This window comes from Magnetospirillum aberrantis SpK (assembly GCF_011022235.1).
GTDB classification, from domain to species: domain Bacteria; phylum Pseudomonadota; class Alphaproteobacteria; order Rhodospirillales; family Magnetospirillaceae; genus Magnetospirillum; species Magnetospirillum aberrantis.
This window is the reverse complement of sequence record NZ_JAAIYP010000004.1, coordinates 19,849-35,191: the sequence shown is the minus strand read 5'-3', so window position 1 is coordinate 35,191 and position 15,343 is coordinate 19,849. Positions and strand designations below refer to the sequence as shown.

Genomic DNA, 15,343 nt, shown 5'->3' with positions numbered 1-15,343 from the left:
TTTAGCGCCGGATTTGGTAAAGCTGGAAAGCGTCGCCTTCCGTCAGCAACGCCAATTGCTCGGGATCGGGATTGTCGTCGCCGCGCCGGGTGTAGAGCACGAAGAGATAGTCGTAGCGTTGGCCCCAGCGGTCCCAATAGCGGGGCTTGCCCGGCAAGGGGCCATCGGCCGCCGCAAGCATCTGACTGACGGTCGGCGGGTCGCCGTCTTCGGCATCGACGCGGTCGCGTTTTGCCGGCGCGACGTCCAGGATTTGCTTCCCCGGCACGCTGAACACGGTGGAGACCAAGGCGTCGCGCTCGATCACCGCCAGACAGGCGGCGTGGCTGATCGCCAGGTTGGCGGCCTCGGTACCGGCCGGCTGATCGGCGGTCGCCACCAGAACCGAGGCGCCGGGGGCAATCAGCTGCGAGGCGGCGCGGAATTCCTGATAACGGTTGCCCAATTGGCTCCAATGGGCCTGGACGTCCACCACCCGGAACAGCGAAAGACCGATCAGCAGGGTGTAGAAGGCCGCGCCCAATGTCCGCCCGGAGGCCGGCCGCAGGAACCCCAGCACCAGGAACAGCAGGGCGATGGGCATGCGCTGGTCGGCCAGCCACGATCCGAACAGCATGCGCGGCAGGGCCAGGAAGACCAGCACGCCAATCACGAACAGCGTCCAGCCGGCGGGGTGCAGCCCCAGCAGCCGGCGACGGGCCAGCCACAGGCCGCCACCGATCAACAAGCCGCCGAACACCAGATCGGTGACGTCGCCATAAAGCTGGATGATGGCGGTGATGCCGTCCATCTTGCCCTGCGGCAACCACAAGACGTCATGGGACAAGCCCATGGTCGGGCTGGCCAGCATCAACAACGGCACCGGCAGGAACGGCACCAGCAACGCCAGGGAATCCGCCACCAGACGACGTGGCGCCACCGGCCAGTCGCGGGACCACCGCCATAATTCCAGGCTGCCCGCCGCCAGCCCGAACAGGCCGACGTCGAACAGGTGGCAAAAGAACAGCACGGCGACGATGGCGGTTGCCAACGGCAGCCGCAGCCACAAGGAACGGTCCCTGAGGGCGATCCACCCGGCCAGTCCCCAAAGCGCGATGCCCAGGCCGAGCAGGTAGTTCATCAGCCCGAACAGCAGCATGCCGTTATAGAGGAACAGCACCGCGACCATGGGCAGGGGCGAGAACCGGCCGAACAGGGCGCGGTGCACCATCATCGGGCCGGTGGCCAGAACCAGCAGCGTCGCCGCCACGAATATCTGGCCGGCGGCGTAGACTCCGAAAACCCGCACCAGGGGCGGTACCACCGCGTCCATGATCAGGTTGGGGATCACCGCCCATTGCACCCGATAAAGTTCGGCCAGCAAGGGGTGGCTGTCGCGTGCGGCCAGGACGTGCATCCGCGCCAGGTGGTTGACGAAATCGGCCAGCGGCGCCACCGGCCCGGCCAGGACCGGCAACACCATGACCGCCAGCAACAGCGGAAAAGTCGCCAGACGGGCGCCGCGCGACGTCAGGGTCTGATGCGCGCTGACCCACAAAAGAGAGGCTTTGTTCGGCATGGGGCACGAGGGGGCAGGTGTTGGGATGCCGAGCCATTTCCGGCGCGCACCGACAGAAATCGGAAAATAAGCTGGGATTGGGGCAACACCATGGCCGATTCGGATGTTCCGGGCGGGGTTCGTCCCCGCCCGGAATTGGGATCAGCCGTGAATTTTTTCCAGGTTGTGGAAGTCGACGTGGTTGCCGTCGCCGAAGTCGATGCTGCCGCTGGCGGCGTCGTTGAACACCACTTGGTTGTGGTCGATGCTGAACGGATGATCCAGGCCGGATGTCGCCGAATCGGGGTTCAGGTGGATGACGCCGTCGTGCGACTGGCCGAATGCATCGGTCATGGTGGCGTGCAAGGCGCCGTCGGTGTCCACCTGGAACAGCCAGCTTCCCTGTTGTGGATCGAGAACCAGCGTGTCGGCGCCGTCATAGCCGTTGACCGACCATTGGCCGGTGGCCGAGACCATGAAGGTGTCGTCGGCGTCGGACCCGTTCAGCACCGGGGTCGCGCCGTTCCAATAGACGGTGCCCAGGGCGTCGCGCTCGACCTCGAAAGAGGTCGTCGTGCCGTCGTCCAGCGTCAGGCTGGTGCTGAAAGGCAAGCTGGCGTCGCCGCCGTCATCGTAAAGGGTGAAGGAAATCTCGCGCTCGCCGGCGGCCAGGGTGCCGTCGGAACTGGACAGCACCACCGACCGGGCCAGATTGGCATAGACCGAGGTGTCGGCTTCGCCGCTGAAGGTCAGGGTGTGGCTGGTCTGGTCGTAGGACACCAGGATGTCGGTGCCCTTGATCACCAGCTCGCACGAGGCGTTGAGCGCCAGATCCTTGTCCGCCAATCCCAGCGTGTCGCCGTCCAGACCGTCCAGGTGCACCACCATGGACGACATCTTGGTGTCGTCCACGTCCGAGAACGCCAGGTTGGCGCTGTCGGAGAGTACAAGCAACGGATCGGAAATTGATCCATCGGTGCCTGTCACCGTCTGGCTGGTGACGTCGGCGGTTATTTCCGGGGCGTCGTTGATGGGGGACACCAGGAAGCTGGCGGTCGTCTCCACCGTCGCGCCGTGGATGTCGGCGATGGTGTAGTTGATGGTGTCGGTGCCGGCGTAATCGCCGCTGGGGCGGTAGGTGTAGGTGCCGTCGCCGTTGTCGGTGACGGTGCCGTGCAGGGCGCTGAGGCCGCCGACGGACAGGGCGTCGCCCTCGACGTCGTGGGCGTTGGCCAGCAATTGCGCGCGGGTGAAGGTGAAGGCGGTGCCTTCGTCCGTGCCGGTCAGGGTCACCGCGCTGGTGGTGGGGGCGTCGTTGACCGCCGTCGCCGTCACCGTGACCTGCTCGGTCAGGGTCGTGGCCCCGGCGGTGGCGGTGACGGTCAGGCTGACGCTGCCGTTCCAGTCGTCGGGCAGATCGACGCGCAAGCCGGCCAATTGACCGGCGGTCAAGCTGTCGGGATCGACCACGGCGTTGTTGGCGTCCAACAATACCGTGCCGGCGGGCAAGCCGCTGATGGTCACCGGAATGTCGGCGTCGGCGGTCCAGGCCATGCTGAGGCCCAGCGAGAACGGGGCGGCGTCTTCGACGACGCCCAGGGTCCCGGCCGCCAGCACCGGCGCGCCGGCGGCGGTGAAGGACACGTCGCCGCTGGCCGCCCCTTGCAGGCTGGCGCCTTCGGCCACCGTCACGGTGATGCCGGTGGTGGTGCCGGTGCTGGCCGCGCCTTCCAGGTCGGTGACGCTGAAGCTCACCACACGGGTACCGGCTGCGACCGCTTCGGTCTGGGACGAGAACACCACATGGCGGGCCAGATCGGCATATTGCTCGGCCGAGGCCGCACCGGTGAAGGTCAGCGACTGGCTGGCGTGGTCATAGGCCACGGTCACGGTGGAGCCGTCGTCCAGATGAACCTGCAAGGTTCCATCTTCCGCCAAGGTGACGTCGAGACCGTCCAGAGACAGGGAATCGGCGGCGCTTCGGCCGCTGCCGCCGCTGATGGACACGGTCATGGAGCCCAGCATCACGGTTTCCGCGACGCCGAAATCCACGTCGGTAAAGCCGATCTGGTCGGCGTCCTTCAACAGCATGACCGGCGTGGTGTGCACGCCGCCTTCGATGCCGATGCCGCCGCTGACGACGGTGGTGACCGGGGCGTCGTTGCCGGCGTCGACGGTGACGTGGATCTGTTTGGTGGCGCTGGAGGCCGATCCGCCGGCCATTTCCGTCGCGCTGGCCGTGACCTCAAGGGTGAAGTCGCCGTTGTAATTGGCTGGCGGCACGATGGAAAGGGTGTCCAGGCTGAGCGCGGTGCCGGCGGAGATGGTCCACACCCCGTCCTGGCCGTGGATTTCGATCACGGTGCCGTCGCCGCTATCGACCAGGATCACCGAGCCCGCGGGCGCACCGGTAATGGTCAGGCCAAGAGATTCCGAGCCGTCCGTATCCTTGAGCGCCGCGCCGAGATCCAGCCTGAGGGTGCCGTCTTCCACCATGCCGGCGGCGATTTCGGTGGCGTCGGCGTCGCCGCCCAGGGTCAGGGTGGGGGTGTCGGCCTCGGCCGTCAACGTCAGGGTCAGCGGCAAGGCGTTGCTGGCCACCCATTGAGCGTTGGCGCCGTCGGTGTCGCGGGTGAAGGCCTGGGCGGTCAGGTTCCAGCTTCCCGACACGTTGGCCGGCCCGACCACATACAGCTTGCCGCCGGTCATCAGCCCCAGGGCCGCGACCTCGGTGGTGGAGAAGGTCCAGGTGGTGGTGTTGGTGTCGGGATCGAGCACCGGTTCGGATGCCAGGGTCAGTTTGACGCCATCGGCGTCGGTGAAGGTGCAGTCGGACGGCAGGCCCGAAAGCTGGATGTAGGTCTCCTCGGAGGTGCCGACGATGTCGATCAGTTCGGTACCCAGGTCGATGGCGGTCACCTTGTCCTCGACGCCCACGGCATCGACGGGGTTCAGGATCGCCCCGTCGGTGACGCCGTCCACGGTGACGGTGTAGGTGGCCGAGGACGATACCGGGTCCGAGCTGCCCTTTTCGAAGACGTAGGTGGTGAAGGTCAGCGCCACATCCGACGAATCGTCGGAGGCCGAGACGAAGCTGACGTTCTTGAGGGTGATGCCGTCCTCGGACACCTCAAGATTCGCCCGCTTCACCGTCCAGCTGTAGGTGGTGACGCCGTCCACCGTGACCGGGCCGTTGTTGGTGGCGCCCTGGATGATGGCGCCGGCCGGAACGCCGGTGATCACCACCGACGCGGTTTCCGATCCCCAATCGCCGGTGCCGGCAAGGTCCTGGTGCTCGATGGTGAGGTTCAGCGCGATGGCGCTGTCTTCGTTGCCGGACATGGTCCCGGCGACGAAGGTCGTGCTGTCCACTTCGGGGGTGACGGTGAAGCTGACGCCGCCGGTCGAGGTGACGGCATCGGCGCCGGGATCGACCACCGAGGTCGAGAAGCCGACGCTGACCGTGCCTGAGAAGTTGGCGGCGGGGGTGAAGGACAGGTCCTCAAGGGTGAAGGACTCGTCATTGGCGAAGGCTGTCTTCTGCGCCTCGGTCAAGGTGATGACGTAGGTGCCGGGCGTGGACCCCTCGGCCACGACGGCGCCGTTGGCCAGCGTCCCGGTCGCCAACGTGCCGGGCGGCGTCGAGGAACCGCTGGTGGAGATCGACACGGTGATGGTGCCGTCTTCCAGGATTTCGGAATAATACTGTGTCTCGTTGCCTTCCACGGTCAGCGAGAAGGTGACGGGACCGCCGTCCTCGGTGCTGTCGCCGCCGGTCACCGCCGCCGTCAGGCTGGCGCCGTCGGTCACCGGGGCCAGATCCGCCACCGCCACCGTGCTGGTGGTCGAGGAGGTCAGGCCGTTGTGTTCCGACACCGCCGTCAGCTCCAGGCTGAAGGTCCCGGACAGGTCCTTGGGCGGTTTGACGGTGAAGTCGTCCAGGTGGCCGGGATCGATGGTCCAACTGCCGCTGACTGGGTTGTACCAGGCGATGGTGTTGCCGTCGTCGTCGGTGGTGCTGACCACCGTCACTCCAGCCGGCAGGGTCAGCACGATGGCGCTGACGGTGTCGCCGGCGGCGGCCGAAGCGGTGACGCCCCCCAGGCTGACGGCGTTCTCTTCCACACCGTCGAGCGGGGAAGAGGACAAGGCGGGAACCGTCGCCTCGCTGTCGGGCCAGGTGCCGATGCCGCCGTTTTCGTCGGTCACCGCCAGGACGAAGGTCTTGGCGGCGAAGCTTTCGCGGTCGCTGCCGCCATCGGGGTCCTTGTCCACCACGACCGGGGTGACCGTCAGGGTGGCCTGGCCGCTATAGGTCGAGGTGGCGGTCAGCGTCCACCCGTCCTCGCCGGTGTTCAGCACCGTCCAGGTGCCGTCGCCGTTGTTGTAGCCGTGATTCAGCACGACCCCGTTGGGAACGCCCGAGACGATGAAATAGATGCTTTCCGACCCGTCGGGATCGCCCGCCGTGGCACTGAGCCCCATATCCACCGCCTGACCGATGGAAGCCGTGCCGGTCCAGTGGTCGTCCACTTGGGCGGCGCCGCTGTTCAGGCTCCAATCGGGTTCGTCGGCCTGGGCGGTGATCACCACCTTGGCGCTGCTGGTGGAGGAGGAGGCGGTGGTGCCGTTGATGTCCTCGGACGTGGCGGAGACGGACAGGGCGATGTTCTTGGACCAGCCGTCGGGAACGCCCAACAGGGAAAGACCTTCGATCTTGCCGGTGGCGGCGTCGTAAGACGCCCATAGCGGGCTGTCCGGGGTGATGGTGAACTCGGCGCCCGCGCCGATTTCGACCACGATGTCGCCCAACTTCAGATGAAGAACCGTGTTTTCGGGAAGGCCGGCCGGAACGTCCACGTCGATGGTGATCGCGGTGATGTGCTCGGGGCTTTCCGCCGAGGTGTCGGAGGGCGTGACGGAGATGGCGACCGGGATGCCGGTGGCGGGGTCGAATGCGTCCTCCTTGACCGAGGGCGCGACCGAGATGTTCGGCCCGTCGGCCACCGCTTCGACCGAAACGGTCAACGTCTTGTCGATGGCGGTGGCGGCGCCATCCGCCTCGGTGGTCACCAGCCGGACGTCGAGGTCGAAATCACCGGCGTAATTGTGCGGCACCCGGATGTAGATGTCGTCGAGGTACTGGGTCGGCACCGACCAGATGGCGCCGCCGTTGGCGTCCTTGCCGATATACTGCAAGGTGCCGGCCAGGTCCTGGACCCCGTCCTCGGTCTTGACCACCAGAGTGAAGCCCGAGGGAATGCCGCTGATCACCGCGCTCAGGGTTTCCGAGCCGTCGATGTCGTCGACGCTGTAGCTGCCCAGGTTCAGGCTGACCAGATTGCCGCTGGCGTCTTCGGTACCCTGTGCGGTCAAATTGCCGATGGTGGTGATGTCGTGGCCGCCGGCGTCCAGGATGGCGTCGTTGACGCCGCGCGCATAGACCACCAGTTCCTTGGTGTCGGACGCGGTGCTGGCGGCGGCCAGTCCTTCGGGGTCGGTGTCGGTCGCGGTCGCGGTCACCGAAAGGGTGAACTTGCCGCTGGCGTCCGGCGGCGGGATGAAGCGCAGGCTGCGCGCCTCGGCGGCGGAACAGGTGAGCGAGGTCACGTCGCCACCGAAGGTGGTGGTCACCGTCAGGCCGGTCTCGGCGCTGACATAGGTGAGCACGCCGCCGGTCGGGACGCCGGTGATGGTGACGCTGGCGGTTTCGTCGCTGTCGGTGACGCTGGCGCGGATGTCCAGGGCCACGCCGGCATCCTCGCTGGTGCGGGCGCTGGTGACCATCAGGGTCGGCTTGTCGGCGACCGGATCAAGCTGGACGTTGAAGGTCAGGGTCTTTTCCGCCGTGGCGGTGTCGATTTGGGTGTCGCCGTCCAGACGGCCGGCCTGGGCGTTTTCGGTGGACTTGGCCCACACTTGCAACCCGCTGACGTCCACGTCGGAATTGGCCGGCGGCACCAACGCCACCGAAAGCCCGGAATCCTCGGCGAACACCGAAGGGTTGATGACGAAGGTGAACAGCCCGTCGCCATCGTCGTCGGTGCCGGCGATGGCGGTGGTGTTGCCGTCTTGGTCCACCACCACCACGCCCCATCCCTTGGGGACGCTGCGCAATTCGACGTTGGTCAGGGTTTCCGAACCGTCGGTGTCGGTCAACGCCGCCTTGAGGTCGAGCGAGACCAAGCCGTCGGCGCCGCCGTCCTCGACGTCATGCACGGTGACGACGCCGTTGGCGTCGGTGGTGGCGCCGTCGGCGTCGATGGACAGGGCCGGCGCGTCGGCCACCGCCGCCACCGCCAGCACCGCCGGGGTGCTGACCGTGGTGTAGCTGTTGGAATTGCCTTCCTCGACCGTGGTGGTGCGGATGCAATACTGGATGTCGATGTCGGAATTGGGCGTGGGGGCGAAGGTCGCGCCGTTCAGTTGATAGCTGTTGTCGCCGACCTTGGTCAGTTGGTCCACCGGGACCTGGTAGACATGGTAGGTCACACCCTCGTAGACCTCGGTTCCGGCATCGACCAGACCGGTCCCGGAAAAGGCGATGGTGCCGGGGAAGTCGCCGTTTTCGTCACAGCGCACCAGGATGTCCACCGTGCCGGTCAAGCTTTCCGAACCGTCGGTATCGCGCAAGGTGATGGTCGGGGCGATGGCGATGCCGGTGGAATCCTCTAGCCCCGCCGCCGAGACCACGATGTCGGTGGTGTCGGCCTGGGGCGTGACCTTGAGGTAGAACCATTGCGCGGTTCCCTCGGCGGTGGTCTGCCGGGTCAAGTCCTCGTCGGCCACGGCGTTGCTGGCGTTCAAGGCGTCGGTCGAGGCGTTGGCGTCGCCTTCGGTGGCGATCGGAGTCAATTGGAAGCCCAGGACGGAATCGCCGTCCACGCTGCCCCAATTGGCGGTGCCGCCCACCCACACCTTGCCCTCGGCGATGTCCTGGGCGCTGACCGATACCGGCAAGGTGTCGCCGGCCTTCAGTTCGTAGACCGTGTCGCCGATCTTGATGACGCAATCCTCGGACACGGTGACGCGGAAGGACAGGGTTTCCGACCCGTCGGTGCTTTCATAGCCATAGACGCCCGGATTTTCGCCGGAAGAGGCGCGGATGGCGTCGTTCAGGTTATAGAACTCGTCCTCGGCCACCGTCTCGGCGGTGGCGACGGTGGCGCCAGCGGTCACCTCGACCACCGGGATGTCGGCGTCACCCAGCACCGTGACCGTGACATCGACGCTGCGGGTGCTGGTAGTCTTGCCGGACGCGATCTCGCCGTCGGTGCCGTGCTCGGTGGAGGTGGCGGTCACCGTCAGTGGGAAGCTGAAGTTCAGGTCTTCCTGGGCGTCGGCAAGGCCGGTGATGTGCAGGTCGGTGTCGGCCAGCCAGGTCTTGGTTGGGTCGATGTCGCCGACCGGTTCGATCTTCCAGGTGGTGGCGTTGACCTGGGTGATCTGGACAGAACTGTCGGCGGTGGTCAGGGTCAGCCCCTCGGGCACGCCGGAAATGGTCACGCTCAGGGTTTCCGAACCATCGGTGTCGGCCAGTTTCAGGCTGGCAAGGTTCAGTGCGACCCACTTGTCCTCGACCCCGGCGGCGACGACGCTGAATTGGCCGGGCTGGTCGGCCATGGCCCTGACCGTGACGGCGATCGTCGCCGTCACCTGGGCGGTATCCTGGTAATCCTCGCCATAGGCGGTGTTGGTGGCGGTGTTGGTGGACGAATCCACGTCCTGGGCCAGCGCGAACACCTTGAGCGAGAAGTTGCCGTCATCATTGGCGGCGCTGTTGCGCGCCGAAGCCCTGAGCGCGCCGGTGCTGGCGTCGATCAGGGAACTGACGTCGTAGCCGCTGTGGGTGACGCCGTCGGCGTCGGTGAAAGTGATCCGGGTCAGCGCCTTGTTGCTGCTGTCGAACAAGGTGACGTCGGACGGAGCCTCGACATAGACGGTCCGCGTCTCGCTGCCGTCCACGGCGTCCAGCGTGACCTTGACCGAGGACAGGCTGATCCGGGCGTCTTCGTTACCGGTCAGGGAGGTGGGCGCGTCGACCACCGGATCGAGCACGCCGATATCGACGCGCAGGCTGTCGGGGGCGCTGAGCGCGCTGTCGCCTTCCTGTTCCACCGTCTGGGAATAGACGGTCAGGGTCAGATCGGTGGACCAGCCGGCGGCCGGTTGCAGCCTCAGGCTGTCCACGTCCGAGGCCAGCACCCGATAGACCGGGTTGTCGTCGCTGGCGCCGAGACCGGGGATCGAACCGTCGGTGATGCGTTCGACGTTGGTGCCGACGATGGTGCCCGCCGACTTGGGCAGGTTGGTGACCAGGACGTAAAGGGTTTCCGAGCCGTCGGCGTCGGCGCCGCGCGCCACGTCGATGTCCAGCGCGAAGGTGTCGGTGCCGGTGGCGCTTTCCACGAAGGCGGTGTCGTGCGCCTCGACCAGCGGCTGGTCGGCCACCGCGTTGACCACGATGGTCTGGTTCAGCGCGTCCTTGTCGGCGACCGCGCCGGTGGTGGTGTCCTGGATTTTCACCGACAGGTCGAAGGTGGGATCGTCGGCGTTGTCGGCCTGGGGCTTGAACACCAGACCGGACAGCGCATAGCTGGAATTGTCGGCGGTGGTGAAGGTGCCGTTCTCGATGGTCCACACCGACTTGACGACCACGCCGTCCACCACCGTATCCTCGCGGTGGATGGTTCCGCCGGACAGCTCCAGCGTGCCGGCGATCATGGTCGGGTCGGTCGAGGTGATGGTGACCGCGCCGGTGGGTTTTTCCGACTTGTCGGCGTCGGTGAGCTCCAGCGTCACGTTGACCGCGATGCCCGAGCCGGTGGCTCCGGCGGTGTGGTCGTAACCGGACAGGCCGTCCTCGTACCCCACGGCGGACACGGTCAGGGTGGCGGTAGCGGAATCCACGACCGGGGTGACCGCCAGGGTCAGGACGGCGGGGGCGCTGATCGACACCGAGGAACGGCTCAGTCCGTCCGGCAAGCTGTCGTCCAGGGCGTCGTCGGCCGCGCCTCGGGTTTCGGTGGCCACCGCGACGATGCTGAAGGTCAGGTTGGGGTTGTCGGCGCTGCTGGCCCAGTCCTCGACGCCGCTGATCAGCACCTTGCCCGAGGCGATCTGGGCGGCGGTGACCTCGATGGTTTGGCCGGCGGCGAAGTCCTTGACGGTCAGGCCGCCATCGGTGGTGATGCGCGAATCCTGGTTGGCGGTAATGCGATAGGTCAGGGTTTCCGAGGAATCGGCGCTGGTGGCCTCGCCCTGCACGCTGCCGGTCTCGCCGGCGGTGGCGGTGACGGCGGCGTGGTCGGCGCTGGCGGCGTCGCTATAGCTGCCGCTGATCTGGGTGGCGAGGTTGAACCAAGCGTCCTCGTCGATGGTCTGGGTGTCCTGGATCACCGACACCACCGGCTTGTCGGCGTCCGACAACACCTGGACGTTGACCGTGACCTCGCGGGTGGCGGTGGCGGTGCCCACCGGGGCGCCGTCGCCGCTTTCGGTGGCGGTGGCGCGGACCACCAGATCGAAATCGGCGTCGCTGTTGGGGGCAAGGCCGGTCAGCTTGAGGGCGTGCAGGTCGTCCGTGGCGGGATCAAGCTGCCAGGTGGTGGTGCCATCGTCGGCGGTGGTGATCACCGTGCCGGCGCTCAGGGTCATGCCGGCCGGCACGCCGGAAATGGTGACGCTCAGGCTTTCCGAACCGTCGGTGTCGATCAGGGCGGCGTCGATGTCGATGGCCACCCACTGGTCCTCGACGCCGATGGCGCTGGCCGAAAGATTCGGCTGGTCGGCGTTGGCGGTCAGGGTGACGGTGAAATCCTGGGTCAGGTCGGTGATGTCGCGGTAGGGCTGGTCATAGGCGGTGGCGCGGTCGATTCCACCGGCGTCGGCGGCCGCGTCGGCATCCACGTCGGCCACCACCGAGCGCAGGGTGAAGTCGATGGCGTCGGCCTTGTTGGCGTCGTCCCATTTGACGTAGACGCCCGCCAGCGAACCATCGGCCCCCACCAGGGCGCTGACATCGTAACCGGTGTGGGTGGCGCCCGAGGCGTCCTGGTACTCGGCGGGTTCAAGCGCGACATAGGTGCCGCCGGCTCCCAGCTTGTACAGGCTGGCGCCGTCCGGCAAGCCCTCGACATAGACGCTCAGGCTGTCGGTGGCATCGCCGGCCTGACGCTGGGTGACGATGCTGGCCAGGGACACGTAATCGTCTTCGGCGCCGGCCAATGGGCCGGTGCTGCCGATGGTCGGGGCCAGGACGCCGATATCGACGTCCAGAACGCTGGGTCCGGTCACCGCCACGTCGCCGTTTTCGCCTTCGACGCTCTGGGCGTAGACGGTAAGCCGCATGTCCTCGGAATAGCCCTGGTTCACCACCAGTTTGAGGTTTTCCAGGTCGGACACCGCCAGCTTGTAGACCGGGGTGTCGGCCGAGCCGGAAATGGTGACGCCGCCGATGGTGACGTCGCCGCTGACCACCTGGGCATAGGACGACAGGGTCGCCGCGTCGGCGGGGATGCCGGTGACGTAGACGTAGAGGGTCTCCGAGCCGTCGCCGTCGGTCAGGTTGGCGTCGATGGCAAGCGCGATCTCGGCCGGGCCGCTGGCGGATTCCAGGCCGCCGGCCGCGGTGGTGGACAAGGTGGGGGCGTCGGCCACCGCGGCGACGGTGACGGTCTGGTCGGCCAGTTGGACCATGGCGGTGGGGCCGCCGTCGCTGTCCTGGAACTGGACGGCCAGATCGAATTTGGGATCGGAATCGTTGTCGGCCTCGGGCTTGAACACCAAGCCGCCGAAGGTGAAGGTGGCGTTGTCGGCGGTGGTGTAGTCGGCGCCCTCGACGGTCCACACCGTCTTGACCACCACGCCGTTCTCCACCGTGTCGACGCGGCTGACGGTGCCGCCGGTGACCTCGATTTCGCCCGCGATCATGTTCGGATCGGTCGAGGTGATGGTCAGCACGCCGGTCGGGGTTTCCGAATGGTCGGCGTCGGACAGGGTCAGGGTGGGGGTGATGGCGATGCCGCCGCCGGAAACGCCGGCGGTGTGGTCGGCGGCACCGGACAGGCCGTCCTCGTAACCGCTGGCCACCACCGAAAGCGTGGCGGTGGCGACGTCGGCCACCGGGTTGACGGCGATGGTCAGGATGGCGGGCGCGCTTTCGCGCACCGTCTCTCGCGCCAGATCGGCGGTTTCCAGGGCGTCGTCGTTGGTGGCTTCGGTGGCGATGGTCACCACGCTGAAGGTCAGGTGCGGCGTGCCGGCGCTGCTGGCCCAATCCTCGACCCCGCCCAGACGGACCAGCCCGGTACGGATGTCCTCGGCGTTGACGGTCACCGACGACCCGGCCGGGAAGTCGACGACGGTGGCGCCGCCATCCAGCGAAATGCGCGAATCCTGGTTGGCGGTGATGCGGTAGGTGATGGTTTCCGACCCGTCGCCGCTGGCGTCGCCGCCCAGGGTGCTGCCGCTTTCCGCCGAACCGCCGCTGACGGCGGCGTGGGTGGTCGGGGTGGTGCCGTCGCTGAAGGTGCCGGTGACCGATTTCGACAGGTCGAACAGCGCGTCCTCGTCGATGGTCTGGGTGTCCTTGACCACCGACACGATGGGGGTGTCGGCGTCGGACAGCACGGTCACGGTCAACGGGATGGTCAGCGACTTCTCGGCCAGCGCGACCTGGTCGTCGCCGGTGGCGGTTTCGGTCGCCGTGGCCTTGATGGTCAGGGCGATGTCGGTGTCGCTGTCGGGCTTGGCCCGCATCTGCAACCCGTCCAACTGCGCCTGGCTCAGGGTGTAGGTGACGGTGGTGCCGTCGTCGCTGGTGACGCCGGCATAGGGATGGTCGGTGTCGTTCTTGTCGGCCAACAGGAAGCCGGCGGGGCCGGCCACCTGGACCGTCAGCACCTCGCTGCCGTCGTCGGTGTCGATCAGCCCGGTGGTGATGTCGAGGTCGAACCACTTGTCCTCGACGCCGATGCCGCTGGCCGAAAGTTCGCTGGGGCCGTCGGCCACCGCCTGGACGGTGACGTGGACCGTGGCGGTGGATTGGTTCCAGTCGGGCGCGGTGGTGTCGCCCAAGGGCGTCTCGCGGTCGGTGCCGACGTCGGTGTCGTGGACCACGCCGCGCAGCGTCAGATCCATGTCGGTGTCGGAGCGCGAATCGGTCCAGCGCACCTGAACCTCATCCAGATGGCCGGTGACGTCGTAGCGGGTGACGCCGTCCACCACGACGGCGGTGGGGACAGTGCCGTCGGCGAAGCGGATTTCGGCGCCGTCGGGCAGCCCCTCGACATAGACGGTCAGCGTTTCCTGGTCGCCGGCAAGGTCGTGTTCGACCGTCGCCGACAGGTCAAGCGTGGTCCAACTGCCTTCCTGGCCGGTGGCTTGGCCATCGACGGTGGGGGCGACGATGCCGACGTCCACGTCGATGGTCTGGAACCCGGTGATGGCGACGGCCCCGTTGCTGGGTTCGGTCGAGGTGGCCCAGACGTCAAGGCTGAAATCGGCGCTGTCGTTGGGGGCGGATTGCACCTGAAGGCTGGCCAGCTGCGCGGCGGAGACCACGTAGGAACCGGCGGGAATGGTGGTGCCGTCGACGACCAGATCGTCGTCGAGACGGGTGGTGATGGCCTGTCCGGTGGCGCCGTCGATCAAGGTGGCTCCCGATGGCAGCCGGTCGATGTAGACGGTCTGGGTCTCGGCGGCATAGGCGCCGGTGCCCTCGTTTCCGGTATCGTTGTTGGCGACGGTGATGGACAGCGCGATGGGCTGGTCTTCCATGCCGGCGGCGTCGCGGGTGTCGAGACCGGGGGCGTCGGCCACCGCCTCGACGTGCACGGAAAGCGGCAAGGTGGTGGTGGCGGTGTCGCCTGAAATCTCGGTCGATGTCGCCGACACGGTCAGCGTGATGTCGCCGGAATAATTGCCGGGCTGGCGCAAATACAGGTCCTGCAACAGGTCCTGGGTGAACGACCACGAGCCGTTGCCGGTGTTGACGCCGACGGTCTGGCCGGCGGCGTTGACGAAGCTGAAGCCGGCGGGCACGCCCGAGATGGTGATGGCGGAAATGGTTTCGCTGCCGCCGTCCCGGTCGGCGGTGGCGACGGTGATGTCAAGGCGGGTGTCGGTGTCCTCGATGCCGGACGCGGTCTGGACCGTCACCGCCGGGGCGTCGGCGACGCGCGGGATGATCTCTTCCGGCTCGGGGATTTCGTCCGGGGTGGGATCTTCGGCTAGAGGGGGCTCGGACAGCGTTTCCGCGAAGGCCGCCGGGGCGGGGGCGCCGGAGGTCGCGCTGTTGTCGTCCGGTCCGGCCGGAATCGGATTTTCCGGGTCGGGGGTCACCTGTGGGGCGAAGTCGGGCGACGGGGGCTGGTCCGGCGTGGCGGGGGCGTCGGGTTCGTCCAGGCCGGCGGTGGGGGTGAAGGCGGGGTGGACGTTGTCGAACTGGGCGGCGACCTGGTTGTCGCCTTCGCTGGGGGTGACGGTATCGGGCACCACGTTGTCGCCGGTCGGCACCACCGGAGCTTCCTGGATGCCGCCTTGGACCATCTGTTCGAAGGTGGTGCGGCCGGCGCTTTGCACGTTGGCGTTGCCGGTGACGTCCTCGGGGCGGATGTCGCCCTGTTCGTTCAGCGAACGCTCGTCGGCCTCGTCCAGGGTGGGCGCCCCTTTGCCGTCCAGATGCAGCGCGTGCAGGGTCTGGATGTTCTGGTCGGCACCGCTGTCGGTGACGTCGTCCTGGCTCTGGTTCTGGTTCTCTTCCGCCATCATCCCCTCCAAAAGCCCGCCTTCTGAATCCCGGAA

2 protein-coding genes are annotated in these 15,343 nt (G+C 67.2%); both read right to left on the bottom strand.

The features are described from left to right. Position 1 precedes the first annotated feature (1 nt). Positions 2–1,558, bottom strand: a complete 1,557-nt coding sequence (locus G4223_RS00645) for a hypothetical protein (protein ID WP_163673726.1) — start codon at positions 1,556–1,558, stop codon at positions 2–4. A 141-nt stretch (positions 1,559–1,699) separates the two neighbouring features. After that, positions 1,700–15,310 (bottom strand): cadherin-like domain-containing protein, encoded by a 13,611-nt coding sequence (locus G4223_RS00640; RefSeq protein ID WP_163673724.1) that lies wholly within the window; start codon positions 15,308–15,310, stop codon positions 1,700–1,702. Between the last annotated feature and the right edge of the window lie 33 nt (positions 15,311–15,343).

Coding starts and splice junctions, on each gene's coding strand:
- G4223_RS00645 (WP_163673726.1), bottom strand. CDS start 1,558: ATGCCGAACAAAGCCTCTCTTTTGTGGGTCAGCGCGCATCAGACCCTG.
- G4223_RS00640 (WP_163673724.1), bottom strand. CDS start 15,310: ATGATGGCGGAAGAGAACCAGAACCAGAGCCAGGACGACGTCACCGAC.